Genomic DNA, 13,677 nt, shown 5'->3' with positions numbered 1-13,677 from the left:
ACTTGAGGTTGTCCCAAAAGTCGCATTTGCGTCGCTACAATTCCCCCTCTTTGAGGGGGTTAGGGGGAGGTTTCCAATAATAATATACTAAACTCTTATTAACTATGCCTTTTACCCAACGTCAAACCCGAGGAATTATCGCTTTTCTCGTTCTGATCATCGCCCTGCAATTCGCCTTTCGCAATTGTGAGTTCCCCAGCACTTTCGCTCCTGTAGACACCTCGGTTGCCGAGCGCGAAATGGATTCACTCAGGGAGCTCACCCTTCGCGCTAATAAAGATACTATTTACCCCTTCAACCCTAATTTTCTCAGCGATTACAAGGCTTACAAAATCGGACTCACGACTGAGCAATACGACCGCTTGCAGGCTTTCCGCGCGCAAGATAGATATGTCAATTCAGCGGAAGAGTTTCAAGAAGTAACGGGCATCAGCGATAGTGTGCTGCACAAAATCGCCCCCTCTTTCAAATTCCCCGACTGGGTGAAAAACCGCAAAACATTTGCCTCTTCTTATGAAAAATACCCCTCAAAACACTATCCCAAGCAAGATATCAACACTGCTACTGCCGATGCACTGATGAAAATCTACGGCATAGGCGAGGGATTTTCCAACCGTATCTTGAAGTACCGCAACAAATTGCACGGCTTTACTTATATGGAACAAGTAGCTGAGGTCTACGGACTCGACAAAGAAGTGTACGAACGTGTAGCCGAACGCTTTGAGGTACAAACAACACCCGTGATAGAGAAAAAGGATATCAATACTCTCAATATGTACGAACTCAGCAAAATTCCTTATGTGAAATACGGAGAAGGCAAGAAGATAGTAGGTTTGCGCTCTGAGCTCGGCAATTTCAAATCTTTTGACGACCTTTTGCAAATCGAGGGGTTTGACAAAGAACGCATCGCACGATTACAGCTGTATCTCTATATCGAACAGTAGTCTTCAAGATAATTAAAAAGAAGATCATTCTCCTTTAACACTTTTTTCTCAATAAGTAAACTACCTCTTCCTTCCAACTGAAATTCAACTAACTACCACCCTTCCTTCGTCTTAGGTTCGTCTTTCCTTCGCTCTTCCTTCGCTTGAAGTACTCTTAATCTTTAAAAAAGATAGAAATATTACTTATCTGTTTTATAGCTATTTAGCCTATTTTATAGCATAAACAATCAAAAAGCTTTTTACTTATTTTATATTGAAAAATCTTCCGCTTTATAGTAAAATATAGCATTTCTAATTGAGCGTTATCATCACTGCATACCATTTTTATTAAATAGTACTTTTCTAACAATTAATACCCTTCTTCTCCCCTCTTTATTAAAAAAAACATATTTGGTAATTCGTAATTCGTAATTATTTCGTACCTTTGCCCCTTAGTATTAGAAATAAGCATATAACGAATGAATTTTAACTGTTCTGAAACACAACAAATGGTAGCCGATGCCGCCAAAGAGTTCGCCGAAAAATATATCCGTCCATACGTAATGGAATGGGACGAAAGTCAGGAATTCCCTGTTGAGGTATTCCGCAAAGCAGGCGAACTCGGCTTTATGGGTATTTTAGTACCCGAAATCTATGGCGGTTCAGGTCTCGATTATCACGATTACATCGCCATTGTCGAAGAAATCTCAAAAGTCGACCCTTCTATAGGGCTCTCTATAGCTGCTCATAACTCTCTTTGTACCAATCATATCCTTGCTTTTGGCAATGAAGAACAAAAACAGCGCTGGTTGCCTAAATTAGCTTCCGGCGAGTGGATAGGCGCTTGGGGCATCACCGAACACAATACCGGTTCTGATTCGGGCGGTATGGCTACCACAGCGGTCAATGACGGTGATGACTGGATACTTAATGGCACTAAAAACTTCATTACTCACGGCAAGAGTGGCGACATAGCAGTAGTGATTGCACGTACCGGTGCCAAAGGCGACAAGCACGGAATCACAGCCTTTGCTGTAGAACGCGGTACAGAAGGTTTTAGCGCAGGTAAGAAGGAAAACAAACTCGGGATGCGCGCCAGCGAAACCGCCGAGATGATTTTCCAAGACTGCCGTATCCCCGATGCGAACCGCCTCGGCGAAGTAGGTGAGGGCTTTATCCAAGCGATGAAGATATTAGACGGCGGGCGTATTTCTATAGGGGCACTCTCTTTGGGCATTGCCAAAGGCGCTTATGAAGCCTCGCTCAAATATGCCAAAGAGCGCGAGCAGTTTGGCAAACGCCTCATCGACCTGCAAGCTGTTGGCTTCAAACTTGCCGATATGGCTACCGAAATTGAAGCCTCTGAACTTTTGCTACACAAAGCCGCTTTCCAGAAGAACAACCGTCAGCGTGTAACCCTTTCAGGAGCAATGGCAAAGATGTACGCCTCCGAAGTGTGCGTGCGGGTAGCTACCGAAGCCATTCAAATTCACGGTGGTTATGGCTATACGAAGGATTTCCCTGTAGAAAAATTCTTCCGCGACTCTAAACTCTGTACCATAGGCGAAGGCACTACTGAAATACAGAAGTTAGTCATCAGCCGACAAATAGATAAGAACTCATAATAAAAAAGAAACGAATATGTTATCCAATTCCAGCAAGTATGCCATTAATGCAGTAATATACCTCGCCGTATACTCGTCGGCGAGTAAGAGATTAGCCCCAAAGGACGTGGCAGAGGCTTTGCATATTCCCACGCCTTTTTTGGCAAAAATATTACAGACTTTAGCGCGCAAAAAGGTGATAAGCTCTAACAAAGGTCCTGGGGGTGGCTTTTGGCTCTCCGATGAAGAAAAAGAAGCCCCTCTAATGACGGTTGTTGAGAACATAGGCGAAGCCGATAAGTTCATTGCTTGCGCAATGGGATTCAAGGAGTGCTCCTCCGAAAAACCCTGCCCCTTGCACAATTCCGTACAACCTTTTAGAGACAACTTTATGCACGAACTCTCCGAGAACTCTATCGCCTCTTTTGCTCAAAAAATAGCAGAAAAAAAAGCGTTCTTATCTCCCACAGAGTAATTTGTCACACACTTTGTCAAAGTCTAATACGTCTCATCATCCAATGCCTATGGCCTATTACCTGTGGCCTAAACCCTAAATAAAATGGAAAACGGAAAATTCTTTACTATCTTAAGTTGGGTAGCCACTGCTACCGCCATCGGAATGTACGTGTCCTACATTCCACAAATTCACGATAATCTTAACGGCAAACCAGGCAATCCTATCCAGCCTTTGGTAGCTGCTATCAACTGCGCCCTATGGGTTACCTACGGACTGCTGAAAAATCCCAAACGCGATATCCCCGTAGCTCTTGCTAATGCTCCAGGCATCCTCTTTGGGCTCATCGCCTTTGCAACAGCACTGTAATTTGTCAATTTTGCGTCACACACTTTGTCAAAGTCCTTAACGCCTGCCGTGCTACGGCCTTTGTCAAAGTCTAATCTAAGACCTAATGCCTGTGGCCTAAAAACCCTAACATACAATGAAAAGAATAGTAACTGAAGAATACCAGCAACCCATTGTTTTAAACCTCTCAGAAATCAAAACTCTGATTGAGGAATTGCCTTATAGCTCTCACGTGTTTGTAGTGTACAGCGAGGACGGCGATACCAGCGACTATGTGCAAACCATTATGGCTGAGCCCGAACTCGACGAAGAGAGCCCCTATCAAGTAGAAGCCCGCGTGTACCACAGTCCTGATAGCTTTAGCCATTACCGTACTTACGTCAATACCGCTGCCGAGGCATACACCCCTTTTGAAGCTTTCTATAATAACACTCCTTATCGCTATGACCAATGGGACGACGTTACTCACGAATTTACTGATAATTATTAATTGTCAATTGTTAATTGAAGAAATATGTTACAACTAAACACTATTAGAGAAGAAAAAGACCGCGTACTTGCGGGTCTGAAGAAACGCAATTTCAAAGAGTTGCACCTCATCGACGACATTATCGCCTTAGACGAAAAACGCCGTAACACCCAATTGGCGTTGGACGAAACACTGGCAAAATCTAACAACCTTTCTAAGGAAATCGGTAACCTCTTTAAAGCAGGTGAAACCGACAAAGCTAATGCGCTGAAAGCTGAGACTGCACAGCTCAAAGAAGATATTAAAACCCTCACTGATACCCTCAACACAGCGGTCGAGGAGCTCAATGGCTTGCTCTACCGCGTGCCTAATATCCCTAATGAATTGGTGCCCGAAGGTACTTCCGAAGCCGATAATGTAGTGGTATTTGAAGCGGGTGAAATTCCTAATCTCGGCAAGGACGCCCTCCCTCACTGGGAACTCGCCAAGAAGTACGACCTCATCGATTTTGAGTTGGGCGTAAAGCTCACCGGCGCAGGTTTTCCTGTCTACAAAGGTAAAGGAGCTAAATTGCAACGCGCACTTATTACCTATTTCCTCGACAAGAACACCGAAGCAGGCTACAACGAGTACCAAGTGCCTCACGTAGTAAATGAAGCCTCAGGTTACGGTACGGGTCAGTTGCCTGATAAAGAGGGACAGATGTACCACATCGGGGTAGACAATCTCTATTTGATTCCTACAGCTGAGGTGCCTGTAACGAATATTTTCCGCGATGTCTTGCTGAGCGAAAGTGATTTGCCTATCTGCTGTACTGCCTATACCCCTTGCTTCCGTCGCGAAGCGGGTAGCTATGGCGCTCACGTGCGTGGGCTCAATCGCTTGCACCAGTTCGATAAAGTGGAGATTGTACGCATTGAACACCCCGACCGCTCTTATAAAGCGCTCGAAGCAATGATAGAACACGTAAAGGGTATTCTCAACGAATTGAAACTCCCTTACCATATCTTGCGCCTTTGTGGTGGCGATTTAGGCTTTACCTCTGCCATTACTTACGACTTCGAGGTATATTCCACCGCTCAAGAAAAGTGGTTAGAGATAAGCTCCGTGTCCAACTTTGAGACCTTCCAAGCTAACCGACTCAAATTGCGTTTCAAGGACGCTGAAGGTAAAAATCGCTTGGCACACACCCTCAACGGTAGCTCCCTCGCCTTACCACGCGTGCTCGCGGGTATCTTGGAAAACTACCAAACGCCTGAAGGTATCGTAGTACCCGAAGTCCTCAGAAAATACACTGGATTTGATATCATTAATTAATGTAAGTTATACAGTTTATTTACAATAATAACATTACACACTTTGCCAAAAGTTCTTGCCCGTGCAGCTCGCGCTTTTGGCAAAGTTTTTTTTAGCTTGTAGTGCTACGACCTAATTCCTTCCGCCCTTTGATATTTATTTGAAAAGATAATTTTGTATTTTAAATATTATTCATAACTTTGCGCAAATATTCTTTACCAAATGAATGAAACTACTGTAATCGCCCTTTCTAAAGCAGAATTGCCCTCGTGGATAGCCAGCTTTACTAATAATGAACTCTTTAAAACACAGCACATTGTAATTACCCTCTCTGAGGAAGAACACTGGTTAAAAAAAGACCTTAAACCTCTTGTCGCTTTAGCTGAACAGCACAGCCAGCAACACCAAAAATCGCTGGTGGTAGTAAACCGTGAACTCGCTCTCGAAGGTCTTGAACTCACTCTGCACATCGCCCCCACCCTCCAAGAGGCGTATGACCTTATTGAACTCGACGAAATAGAACGCGACTTATGGAAGTAACTATCTTAGGCTGTCATAGTGCCACTCCTCGCTCCAATGCCCGCCCCTCAGCTCAACTGCTCGAAATGCGCGGTCACCTTTTCCTTATCGATTGTGGTGAGGCTACCCAAATCGCCCTCCGCAACGCCAACGCTAAGTTCTCCCGCATCAAACACATATTCATTTCTCACCTTCACGGCGACCATTTCTACGGTCTCTTCGGGCTTATCTCTACATTCCAGCTCCTCGGTCGTGAAGCCGAAATGCATATCTACGGACCTAAAGGCATCAAAGAAGCCGTCTTACTTATTCTCAAATTAGGAGGTGCTTATACACCCTTCCCTTTGTATTTTCACGAGCTATCTGCTAAAACTTCTGAATTGCTTTACGAAGATGATAAAGTGCTCGTGCGCACCATTCCCCTCCAACACCGCGTCTATACCAATGGCTTCTTATTTCAAGAAAAAGAAGGTGAACGTCGCCTAAATATCGACGCTATTGCTGAGTACCCCGAAATACAAACGTGCGACTATCAAAACATCAAAAACGGTAAAGATATAACCTTAGAAAACGGCAAAACTATTGCCAATGCCTCTCTCACCTTCGATCCTCATCGCCCCCAAAGTTACGCTTATTGTAGCGATACCCTTTATTTAGAAAACTTAGCAACCGAAATACAGGGCACTCGTGTGATATATCACGAATCTACCTTCCTAAAAATCAACGAAGAACTTGCTGCTAAAACAATGCATTCCACCGCCTATCAAGCCGCACTCGTCGCCAAAAATGCCCACGCCGATGCCCTTATTTTAGGACATTACTCCTCTCGCTATCCAGATGTAAACCTCTTTAAAGAGGAAGCACAAGAAGTCTTTCAGAACGTTTTTTTAGGCGAAGACGGCAAAAAATTCGTCTTCGATAATTAACAAACAAAAGAAACCCTCACTACACCCCCATTCTTTTGGAAAGTCCTCAATATTTCCTCGGTCACTAATTTCTCCTCCCCGAGGTTGTCCACGATAGCGGAGTAAGTGAATAGGAGGAAGTTTTTACCATTTTTCTTTCACTTTCCCCATCGCATCTCCCCCTTTGAAGGGGGGCAGGGGGGATGTTACCCCTCCTCATAGAGCTTGTCGGCATTTGTCCAGTAAGTGAATTAGGGGGAGGTTTTCTCCGTCATTCGCCCCTCGTCCCTCGTCGCATCTCCCCCTTTGAAGGAAGTCCGCGAGAGCGGAGTATGTGAGAGGGGGGATGTTTATACAACAATAATGACCGTCACAACCCTAATGCCTATTGCCTAAGGCCTAACACCTCTTCCCCTTTCTTTCGCCTCGAAACCCTGTTTTCAGCATTATTGGCATTATTGTATTACAGTATGAATCAATTACTTATATGCCTTTTGTATAACAATCGTCCAAGATTCGTATAAGCTTCCTATAAGCTTTGTATAAGCTAACCATACCCTTTTCACAGCTCATCTTTTACCTTTTACCTAAAAAACCCCTTCCGACATTCTTCGTTATCTTTCTCTAATAAATCTGAAATGTCCGACTCGTCTGACTTGTCCAAACAGTCCTGCTCATCTTCGTTATCTTTTTTTTTCTCCTCATCTCTCTCTTGAAAGCCCCTCAAAGTTTTTCAGACTTTCTCCAACAAGTCCAAAATGTCCTACTTGTCCTACTCGTCCGACCACCTCCAACCAATCTCCCCATTACTGCCCGTGTGGCTCACACTTGCCCGTGCGGCTCGCACCGTGCTACGACCGCACCTAATTTTTCCCACTTATCGCACTACAACTTGCTAATTTGCTAATAACATCGTATCTTTGCATTTTATATCAAAAACCCGTAAGGCTCCTGCCATCAAAAATGTATATCCAGCATTACAACATAGTAACCCCTTTAGGCTTCGACCTCCCTACTACCGTCAATCTCGTATTGCGCTCACGTTCGGGAATTGCCCGCTACCCTATGTACGGACAGCTCACCGATGTTTGCCTTTCTAAGATTGGCGACGGAGCTGTTGAAAACCGTTTTCAGCAAGTAGCAGAACGCAACGACTTCTCTCGTTTAGAAAAACTCTTGCTCTTAGCGATAGCGCCTATTTTTCATAAAATCAAAATCACCCCTCGAACCGCTCTTATCCTTTCTACCACCAAGGGTAATATTTCAGCACTTACCAATGGCAATAGTACACCTCTGCTGTCAAATTTAGCCCAAAAAATGGCGAATGCCATAGGGGTAACCACTACCCCTATAGTCGTTTCAAACGCTTGTGTATCAGGAGCAATGGCACTATCAGTAGCCGATAGACTCCTCAAAACCGAAGCCTATGACAGTGCCGTAGTATTAGCAGGCGACGAGATAAGTGAGTTTGTGCTCTCAGGCTTCCAATCCTTTCAAGCGATGAGTGCACAACCCTGTCGCCCCTATGATGCTCAGCGCGATGGCATTACTTTAGGCGAAGCTACCGCAGTGGCTTACGTAACTCGCGAAGCAACAGACGCTAAAGCACAGCTGTTGGGTAGCAGTTCTATCAATGATGCCAACCATATCTCAGGACCTTCACGCACAGGCGAAGGTCTCTACTTAAGCGTTCAAAATGCCCTTACCGAAGCTCACTTAACCCCTGAACAAATTGATGTTATCAACGCACACGGCACAGGCACTCTCTATAATGATGAGATGGAAAGCATCGCCTTTATGCGCGCAGGACTTCTCACTACCCCTCTAAACAGCTACAAAGGCTACTTCGGTCATACTTTAGGCACTTCAGGTTTGCTCGAAACTGTACTCACCATCGAATTTGCACGTCATAAAACCCTCATAAAGAGCCTGAACTACCAAACCTTAGGTGTTTCTCATCCCATTAATGTACTGAAAGAAACCCAATATAAAGAAGTTAAACATATCCTTAAAACCGCTTCAGGATTCGGCGGAAGCAACACAGCATTAGTCATAAAAGTCATTAGCGATTAGATATCTCAAAAATATATACGAAATATTTACAAATCACGTTACTATATTGGTAAATTATTTGTATCTTTGCAGAAAATAATGAATATTATGGGAACAGATGTCTTAGAAAAGAAAAAAAAGCAAACTACCTTAGACATAGGTAATAAAAATACAGGTTTTGCTCTTATAATTGAAGAAAAAGAAGAGGCTCATCAAGAAGAAAACTTAGCTACTCTTATAAAAGAAGCCCAAAAAGTGGGAGCTGACCTTTATAAAAAAGGGTTAATCGCTCCTTGTGACCCTATCCGATAAAATGAAAAAGGTAATTTGCGATACAAATGTAATAAGTCGTTATATTCTTAATAGTAGTGCAGAGATAACAATAACCATTGATGAAATTATAGGAATACAAAATGTATGTATTACTCCTGTCATCTATATTGAATTGATGAATTGGCTCGCTTTCTATGAAGGTATCGAAAAGACTAAGCGAATGAAGCTAAAAACAGTAATAAATAGTATTCCAGTAATTAATATCAACGATGATATTTGTAACGTCGCAATGAAACTTGTTTTCGAAAAGCCTCATTCAAAAGTAGCTGATACATTGATAGGAGCTACTGCTATTTATTATGATATGAGTATCTATACCTTGAATAAGAAAGATTTTGAACTCATAGGAGCTCCCTTATATAGTATCACTTAAAATATGAAAAACTGCACTATAGAAAACAACACCATTACCCTTAACGGTTCCGTGCTTTTTGCCGAGAAGAGCGACTCCTTTGCCGATTTCTCCAAAAAAGCACTCAAAGCCCTGCAAATGGACTATCCTAAGTTCTTTAAAATGGACAACCTCAGCAAACTCGCTTTCTTAGTAGCCGAAGTGCTGTTACGTCCCTTTTCGCAAACCGAAAAAAGCGGTGTGGCTTTGGTATTTGCAAACCGCTCAGCTAGTCTCGACACCGACCTGAAGCATCAAGCTACCATTGCTAATCCTAAGGAATATTACCCCAGTCCCGCTGTATTCGTCTATACCCTGCCCAATATCTGCTTAGGCGAAATAAGCATACGCCACCAACTGAAGACCGAGAACAGCTTTTTTGTATTCAACAGCTATGAAGAAGCCCAACCTTTTTTGGAGCAATACAGTCAGGCGCTTTTAAAGCAAGGCAAAGCCGAGAGCGTGCTCACTGGCTGGGTGGAAGTGCTCGGAGAAGAGTACAAAGCAATTTGCCAATTAATTGACAATTGATAATTGACAATGATTGCGCCACAAACTTTGTCAAAGTCCAAGGACTTTGACAAAGTCTATTACACAAATCTATCACACATTATGGATTTATACAAAGAAACAGAGCATCTTGTCAATCTTTTAAGGCAGGAAGGTCATCTCACACTCGCTACACAAATAGCCGATAGCATAAAGTACAGTGCTACGGGTACTGAAATTTTAATGCAATTACAATACTATTTAAAGGCAGTTTTAGAAACTTCTGCTGATTATAGTGCAGAAATAGTTTCTTTAGCTAAAAACATACATTATAAAATTATAAATACCTTATGAAGAATGGGTAAATTGCAATTTGCCCCTACAGCGTGACGTAAATATGATAACTTTTCCAAAATATCTCAAAAATTGGACACACAATCCAGCAATTGATACAATACAAATAACCTCTATTGAAAAACTATTAAACTTCTCTTTCCCTGAAGATTACCGTTTGTTTTTACAATGGAGTAACGGTGGGGAAGGTTATATAGATGAAAGCTATCTATCCCTTTGGAAGGCTGAAGACCTCTCAGTGTTAAACGCAGAATATCAAATACAAAAATATCTTTCGGATAAATACATCGCTATAGGTACTGACGGTGGAGGTATTTGCTATGGATTTTGCAAAGCAAAAGATTTTGCTGTATTTCAATGTCCGTTAGGAGATTTAGACCCTGTAGAAGCAGTAATAATTGCTAATAGTTTTGAAGATTTCATAAAGGGTTATATGTCCCTAAGGTAAATAATATCCTTTGAAAAAACAGCTTTTTACAATAAAAATCTCCCCCCCTACCCCCCTCAAAGAGGGGGAATGTATGACGTTCATCATACACGAATATCATACTTTACTTCCACAGTTAATTGTTAATTATTAATTGTCAATTGTCAATTATTTTCTTATCTTTGCCCCCTCATAACAATTTTATCAATGGACGCACTTATTTTAGAACTCAAAAACAAAATCATCGAAGTACTCAACTTAGAAGAAGTAACTCCTGAGGATATAGACGAAAACGAACCGCTCTTTGGCACTGGTTTAGCTCTCGATTCTATTGACGCTCTCGAACTTATCGTACTACTCGACAAGAATTACGGCATCCGCTTAGACGACCCTAAAAAAGGAAAAGAAATCTTCCAATCGGTGAAAACAATGGCGGAATACATCACCGCTCACCGCACTAAATAGCGATGTGCCACAAAATAGTCATCACCGGTATGGGCATCAACTCTTCGATAGGTAACACTGTCGGAGAGCATTTGTATGCCCTTACACATCGCAAGGCGGGGATTAGCAGGATTGAAAATGTAGACACCATTCACGCTGACCACATCAAAGTAGGGGAAATCAAGCGCACCAATGAAGAACTTTTTGCCGCTTTGGGTCTCCCCAAAGTAAACGCCTATTCACGCACTTTCCTATTGGGCATTATTGCCCTGCAAGAAGCTATTGCCAATGCGAGACTTACCCAAGAAGACCTCCAGCACTGCGGACTCATTATGGCCTCCACCGTGGGGGGTATGGATATGACCGAACGCTATTTTTTTCGCTATGGCGAAGAAGAGGAATTGCGCCGCTATATCACCACTCACAACATAGGCGAGGTATCTCACCAAATCGCTGATTGCGTAGGCTTAAAAGGCGTGGTTACCAGCGTGAGTACCGCTTGTTCTTCGTCTGCCAATGCGATAATGACGGCTGTAAACCTCTTGCGTACCGGTAGGGCTACGAAAGTAATCGCAGGAGGTGCTGATGCGCTTTCTAAATTCACTATCAACGGTTTTAATACCCTAATGATCCTCTCGGATACCGATTGCACGCCTTTCGACCAACATCGCAAGGGCTTGAACTTAGGAGAAGCAGGAGCTTTTTTAGTATTAGAAACGGAAGAAAGTGCCCAAGAGCGCGGAGCTACTATATTGGCAGAGGTCAAAGGTTGGGGCAATGCCAACGATGCTTATCACCAAACCGCTTCCTCCGCCGATGGCGAAGGGGCGTTCTTGGCAATGCAAAAAGCCTTAAAAGTAGCAGGCTTACAGCCTACGGACATCGATTATATCAATGCGCACGGCACCGCAACAGTGAACAACGACCTTTCCGAAAGTCGGGCTTTGATGCGCATTTTTGGCGAGACTGTTCCCGATTTTAGTTCTACCAAAGCCTTCACGGGGCATACTTTGGCAGTAGCTTCGGCAGTAGAAGCCGTGTTTAGCGTATTAGCTTTGCAACACGGGGTAGTATTTCCCAATCTGAACTTTACCACCCCAATGGAAGAAGTGCCCATTCGCCCACAAACTGAATTGAAATACAAACCTATACAGCACGTACTCTCTAACTCCTTTGGCTTTGGAGGGAACTGTTCAACTTTAGTATTTAGTAAATAGTCGTTTGTATTCCTAACACCTGAAGCCTAAGTCCTAATACCTATGCTACAAATATTCTATCATTCTTCCTTAGAAGCAGGTACCGATGAAGCGGGACGCGGTTGTTTGGCGGGACCTGTAACCGCTGCTGCCGTGATATTACCCCCTGACTTTAAAAACGACCTCCTCACCGATTCTAAACAACTCACTGAAAAACAACGCAATCTCCTGCGTCCCATTATTGAGCGTGAGGCGGTAGCTTATGCTGTTTGTCACGTACTGCCTGCCGAAATTGACCAACTGAACATTCTTCGCGCTTCGATTACCGCTATGCACCGCGCTATTGCTCAGCTCAAGATAACCCCAGAGTTTATAGCCGTTGACGGCAATAAGTTTGTGCCTTACCAACAAATCCCTTACGCTTGTGTAGTAAAAGGCGACGGCAAAATACAAACCATCGCAGCAGCTTCTATCCTTGCGAAAACCTACCGCGATGAGTATATGGAGGAACTCGCCCTGAAATTCCCTGAGTACCATTGGGAGCAAAACAAAGGCTACCCCACCCCTGAGCACCGCAAAGCCATTGCCGAATACGGCGCTACCGAGCACCACCGCAAAACGTTTCAGTTATTACCTGTGGAACAGTTGAAACTGTTTTAGATAAAAGAACGAAATGTTTACAATTACTTACCCATAAAGTGGTGTGAGGTTGTATACTAACTTTAATCAAAGTTGTTAAATCCCAAGGGCTTTGACAAAATGGATTGTAAACAATTATCTGTATAAGAATTATTATAGTTTTGGTTTATCTAATTCCAAAATGATACTCCTTCTCTCTTCAGAAGAAAAAGTTATATTGTATTCTTTTTCTAATTTTTCAAAAAGATCTTCTATTGTGATTATATAGTTTAGCTTTTTTTAACGTTCTCTAAATTCTTTTCCTTTAACATCTTTTTCAATCCTACAGTTTTCAATCTCTTTGAGATATTCATTCCATTCATTATTGAATTTTTCTTCAAGGTTTTTTATTTCATCTTTTTTAGTTAGAAATATAAATATTTCAAAAGATAAACTTGAATTATTTTTCCCCAAAGGAGACATAATAGGATGTAAAATAACTCTTTTTTCTTCAATAAAAGAGTTTATTTTCTGAATTCTATTCTGGAATCTGATATCGATTTCAGTTTTATGGTGAATACGAATAAGTTTTTCCATTTCTCCCGTTTCAAGATTCTCTACTTCAGTCCAACTATTCTGTAGCTTTATAACTCTATAAGGAAAGTATTCTTCTTCTTTCCTTTTTTGCACAAAATAATACTCAATTTTATTCATTTAAATTTAATTTGTTAAACATCTAACTTTATTAGCTTCACTATTTTTATAAAAGCTATTTGTAATGCAAATATACAAAATAATTGCAAATTATAAAAAAATAATCTGTAAAACCTAAACCTATCTATACTCATTACTACA

18 protein-coding genes are annotated in these 13,677 nt (G+C 42.2%); 17 read left to right on the top strand and 1 reads right to left on the bottom strand.

All coding sequences use genetic code 11. The features are described from left to right. The first annotated feature begins 104 nt into the window (after positions 1–104). The 17 genes from RCZ04_RS04460 to RCZ04_RS04380 all read left to right on the top strand — a co-directional run bounded on the left by RCZ04_RS04460 (position 105) and on the right by RCZ04_RS04380 (position 12,864). On the top strand, positions 105–944 hold the full coding sequence (locus RCZ04_RS04460; protein WP_460484751.1) for a ComEA family DNA-binding protein: 840 nt from the start codon (positions 105–107) through the stop codon (positions 942–944). Between the two features lie 458 nt (positions 945–1,402). Then, complete coding sequence (locus tag RCZ04_RS04455; RefSeq protein ID WP_460484750.1) at positions 1,403–2,548, top strand: acyl-CoA dehydrogenase family protein; 1,146 nt, start codon at positions 1,403–1,405, stop codon at positions 2,546–2,548. A gap of 16 nt (positions 2,549–2,564) precedes the next feature. Next, the gene (locus RCZ04_RS04450; protein WP_460484749.1) at positions 2,565–3,002 is read left to right on the top strand and encodes an RrF2 family transcriptional regulator; all 438 of its coding nucleotides are present in this window, start codon (positions 2,565–2,567) and stop codon (positions 3,000–3,002) included. A gap of 84 nt (positions 3,003–3,086) precedes the next feature. Continuing rightward, on the top strand, positions 3,087–3,350 hold the full coding sequence (locus tag RCZ04_RS04445) for a SemiSWEET family transporter (protein ID WP_460484748.1): 264 nt from the start codon (positions 3,087–3,089) through the stop codon (positions 3,348–3,350). A gap of 115 nt (positions 3,351–3,465) precedes the next feature. Next, the gene (locus RCZ04_RS04440; protein WP_460484747.1) at positions 3,466–3,819 is read left to right on the top strand and encodes a hypothetical protein; all 354 of its coding nucleotides are present in this window, start codon (positions 3,466–3,468) and stop codon (positions 3,817–3,819) included. Positions 3,820–3,843: 24 nt separating this feature from the next. Further along, complete coding sequence (gene serS / locus RCZ04_RS04435; protein ID WP_460484746.1) at positions 3,844–5,115, top strand: serine--tRNA ligase; 1,272 nt, start codon at positions 3,844–3,846, stop codon at positions 5,113–5,115. 201 nt (positions 5,116–5,316) lie between these two features. Continuing rightward, positions 5,317–5,634: a hypothetical protein gene (locus RCZ04_RS04430; protein ID WP_460484745.1), complete on the top strand. Its 318-nt coding sequence runs from the start codon at positions 5,317–5,319 to the stop codon at positions 5,632–5,634. Further along, entirely contained in the window at positions 5,625–6,539 is a 915-nt protein-coding gene (locus tag RCZ04_RS04425; RefSeq protein WP_460484744.1) for a ribonuclease Z, read from the top strand. Before RCZ04_RS04430 ends, RCZ04_RS04425 begins: the two co-directional genes overlap by 10 nt. A 942-nt stretch (positions 6,540–7,481) precedes the next feature. Beyond that, the gene (locus RCZ04_RS04420; protein ID WP_460484743.1) at positions 7,482–8,591 is read left to right on the top strand and encodes a beta-ketoacyl-[acyl-carrier-protein] synthase family protein; all 1,110 of its coding nucleotides are present in this window, start codon (positions 7,482–7,484) and stop codon (positions 8,589–8,591) included. An 87-nt stretch (positions 8,592–8,678) separates the two neighbouring features. Next, the gene (locus RCZ04_RS04415; RefSeq protein ID WP_460484742.1) at positions 8,679–8,882 is read left to right on the top strand and encodes a 3-phosphoshikimate 1-carboxyvinyltransferase; all 204 of its coding nucleotides are present in this window, start codon (positions 8,679–8,681) and stop codon (positions 8,880–8,882) included. Between the two features lies 1 nt (position 8,883). Beyond that, positions 8,884–9,276, top strand: a complete 393-nt coding sequence (locus RCZ04_RS04410) for a type II toxin-antitoxin system VapC family toxin (protein ID WP_460484741.1) — start codon at positions 8,884–8,886, stop codon at positions 9,274–9,276. Positions 9,277–9,279: 3 nt separating this feature from the next. After that, positions 9,280–9,825 (top strand): 3-oxoacyl-ACP synthase, encoded by a 546-nt coding sequence (locus RCZ04_RS04405; RefSeq protein ID WP_460484740.1) that lies wholly within the window; start codon positions 9,280–9,282, stop codon positions 9,823–9,825. An 81-nt stretch (positions 9,826–9,906) separates the two neighbouring features. After that, positions 9,907–10,137 (top strand): hypothetical protein, encoded by a 231-nt coding sequence (locus tag RCZ04_RS04400; protein WP_460484739.1) that lies wholly within the window; start codon positions 9,907–9,909, stop codon positions 10,135–10,137. A gap of 43 nt (positions 10,138–10,180) precedes the next feature. Further along, a complete protein-coding gene (locus RCZ04_RS04395) occupies positions 10,181–10,585 on the top strand; it encodes an SMI1/KNR4 family protein (protein WP_460484738.1) in 405 nt (134 codons plus the stop codon). Between the two features lie 186 nt (positions 10,586–10,771). Continuing rightward, positions 10,772–11,029, top strand: a complete 258-nt coding sequence (locus RCZ04_RS04390) for an acyl carrier protein (protein WP_460484737.1) — start codon at positions 10,772–10,774, stop codon at positions 11,027–11,029. Between the two features lie 2 nt (positions 11,030–11,031). After that, the gene (locus RCZ04_RS04385) at positions 11,032–12,225 is read left to right on the top strand and encodes a beta-ketoacyl-[acyl-carrier-protein] synthase family protein (RefSeq protein ID WP_460484736.1); all 1,194 of its coding nucleotides are present in this window, start codon (positions 11,032–11,034) and stop codon (positions 12,223–12,225) included. Between the two features lie 42 nt (positions 12,226–12,267). Further along, a complete protein-coding gene (locus RCZ04_RS04380) occupies positions 12,268–12,864 on the top strand; it encodes a ribonuclease HII (protein ID WP_460484735.1) in 597 nt (198 codons plus the stop codon). Positions 12,865–13,122: 258 nt separating this feature from the next. Here the strand turns inward: RCZ04_RS04380 and RCZ04_RS04375 are convergent, their stop codons facing one another. Continuing rightward, positions 13,123–13,536 carry a hypothetical protein gene (locus tag RCZ04_RS04375; RefSeq protein WP_460484734.1) on the bottom strand — a complete coding sequence of 138 codons (414 nt, stop codon included), beginning with the start codon at positions 13,534–13,536 and terminating at the stop codon, positions 13,123–13,125. Positions 13,537–13,677: the final 141 nt, after the last annotated feature.

This window comes from Capnocytophaga sp. HP1101 (assembly GCF_054772415.1).
The sequence above is the reverse complement of the archived record's forward strand: the minus strand, read 5'-3'. Positions and strand labels throughout refer to the sequence as shown.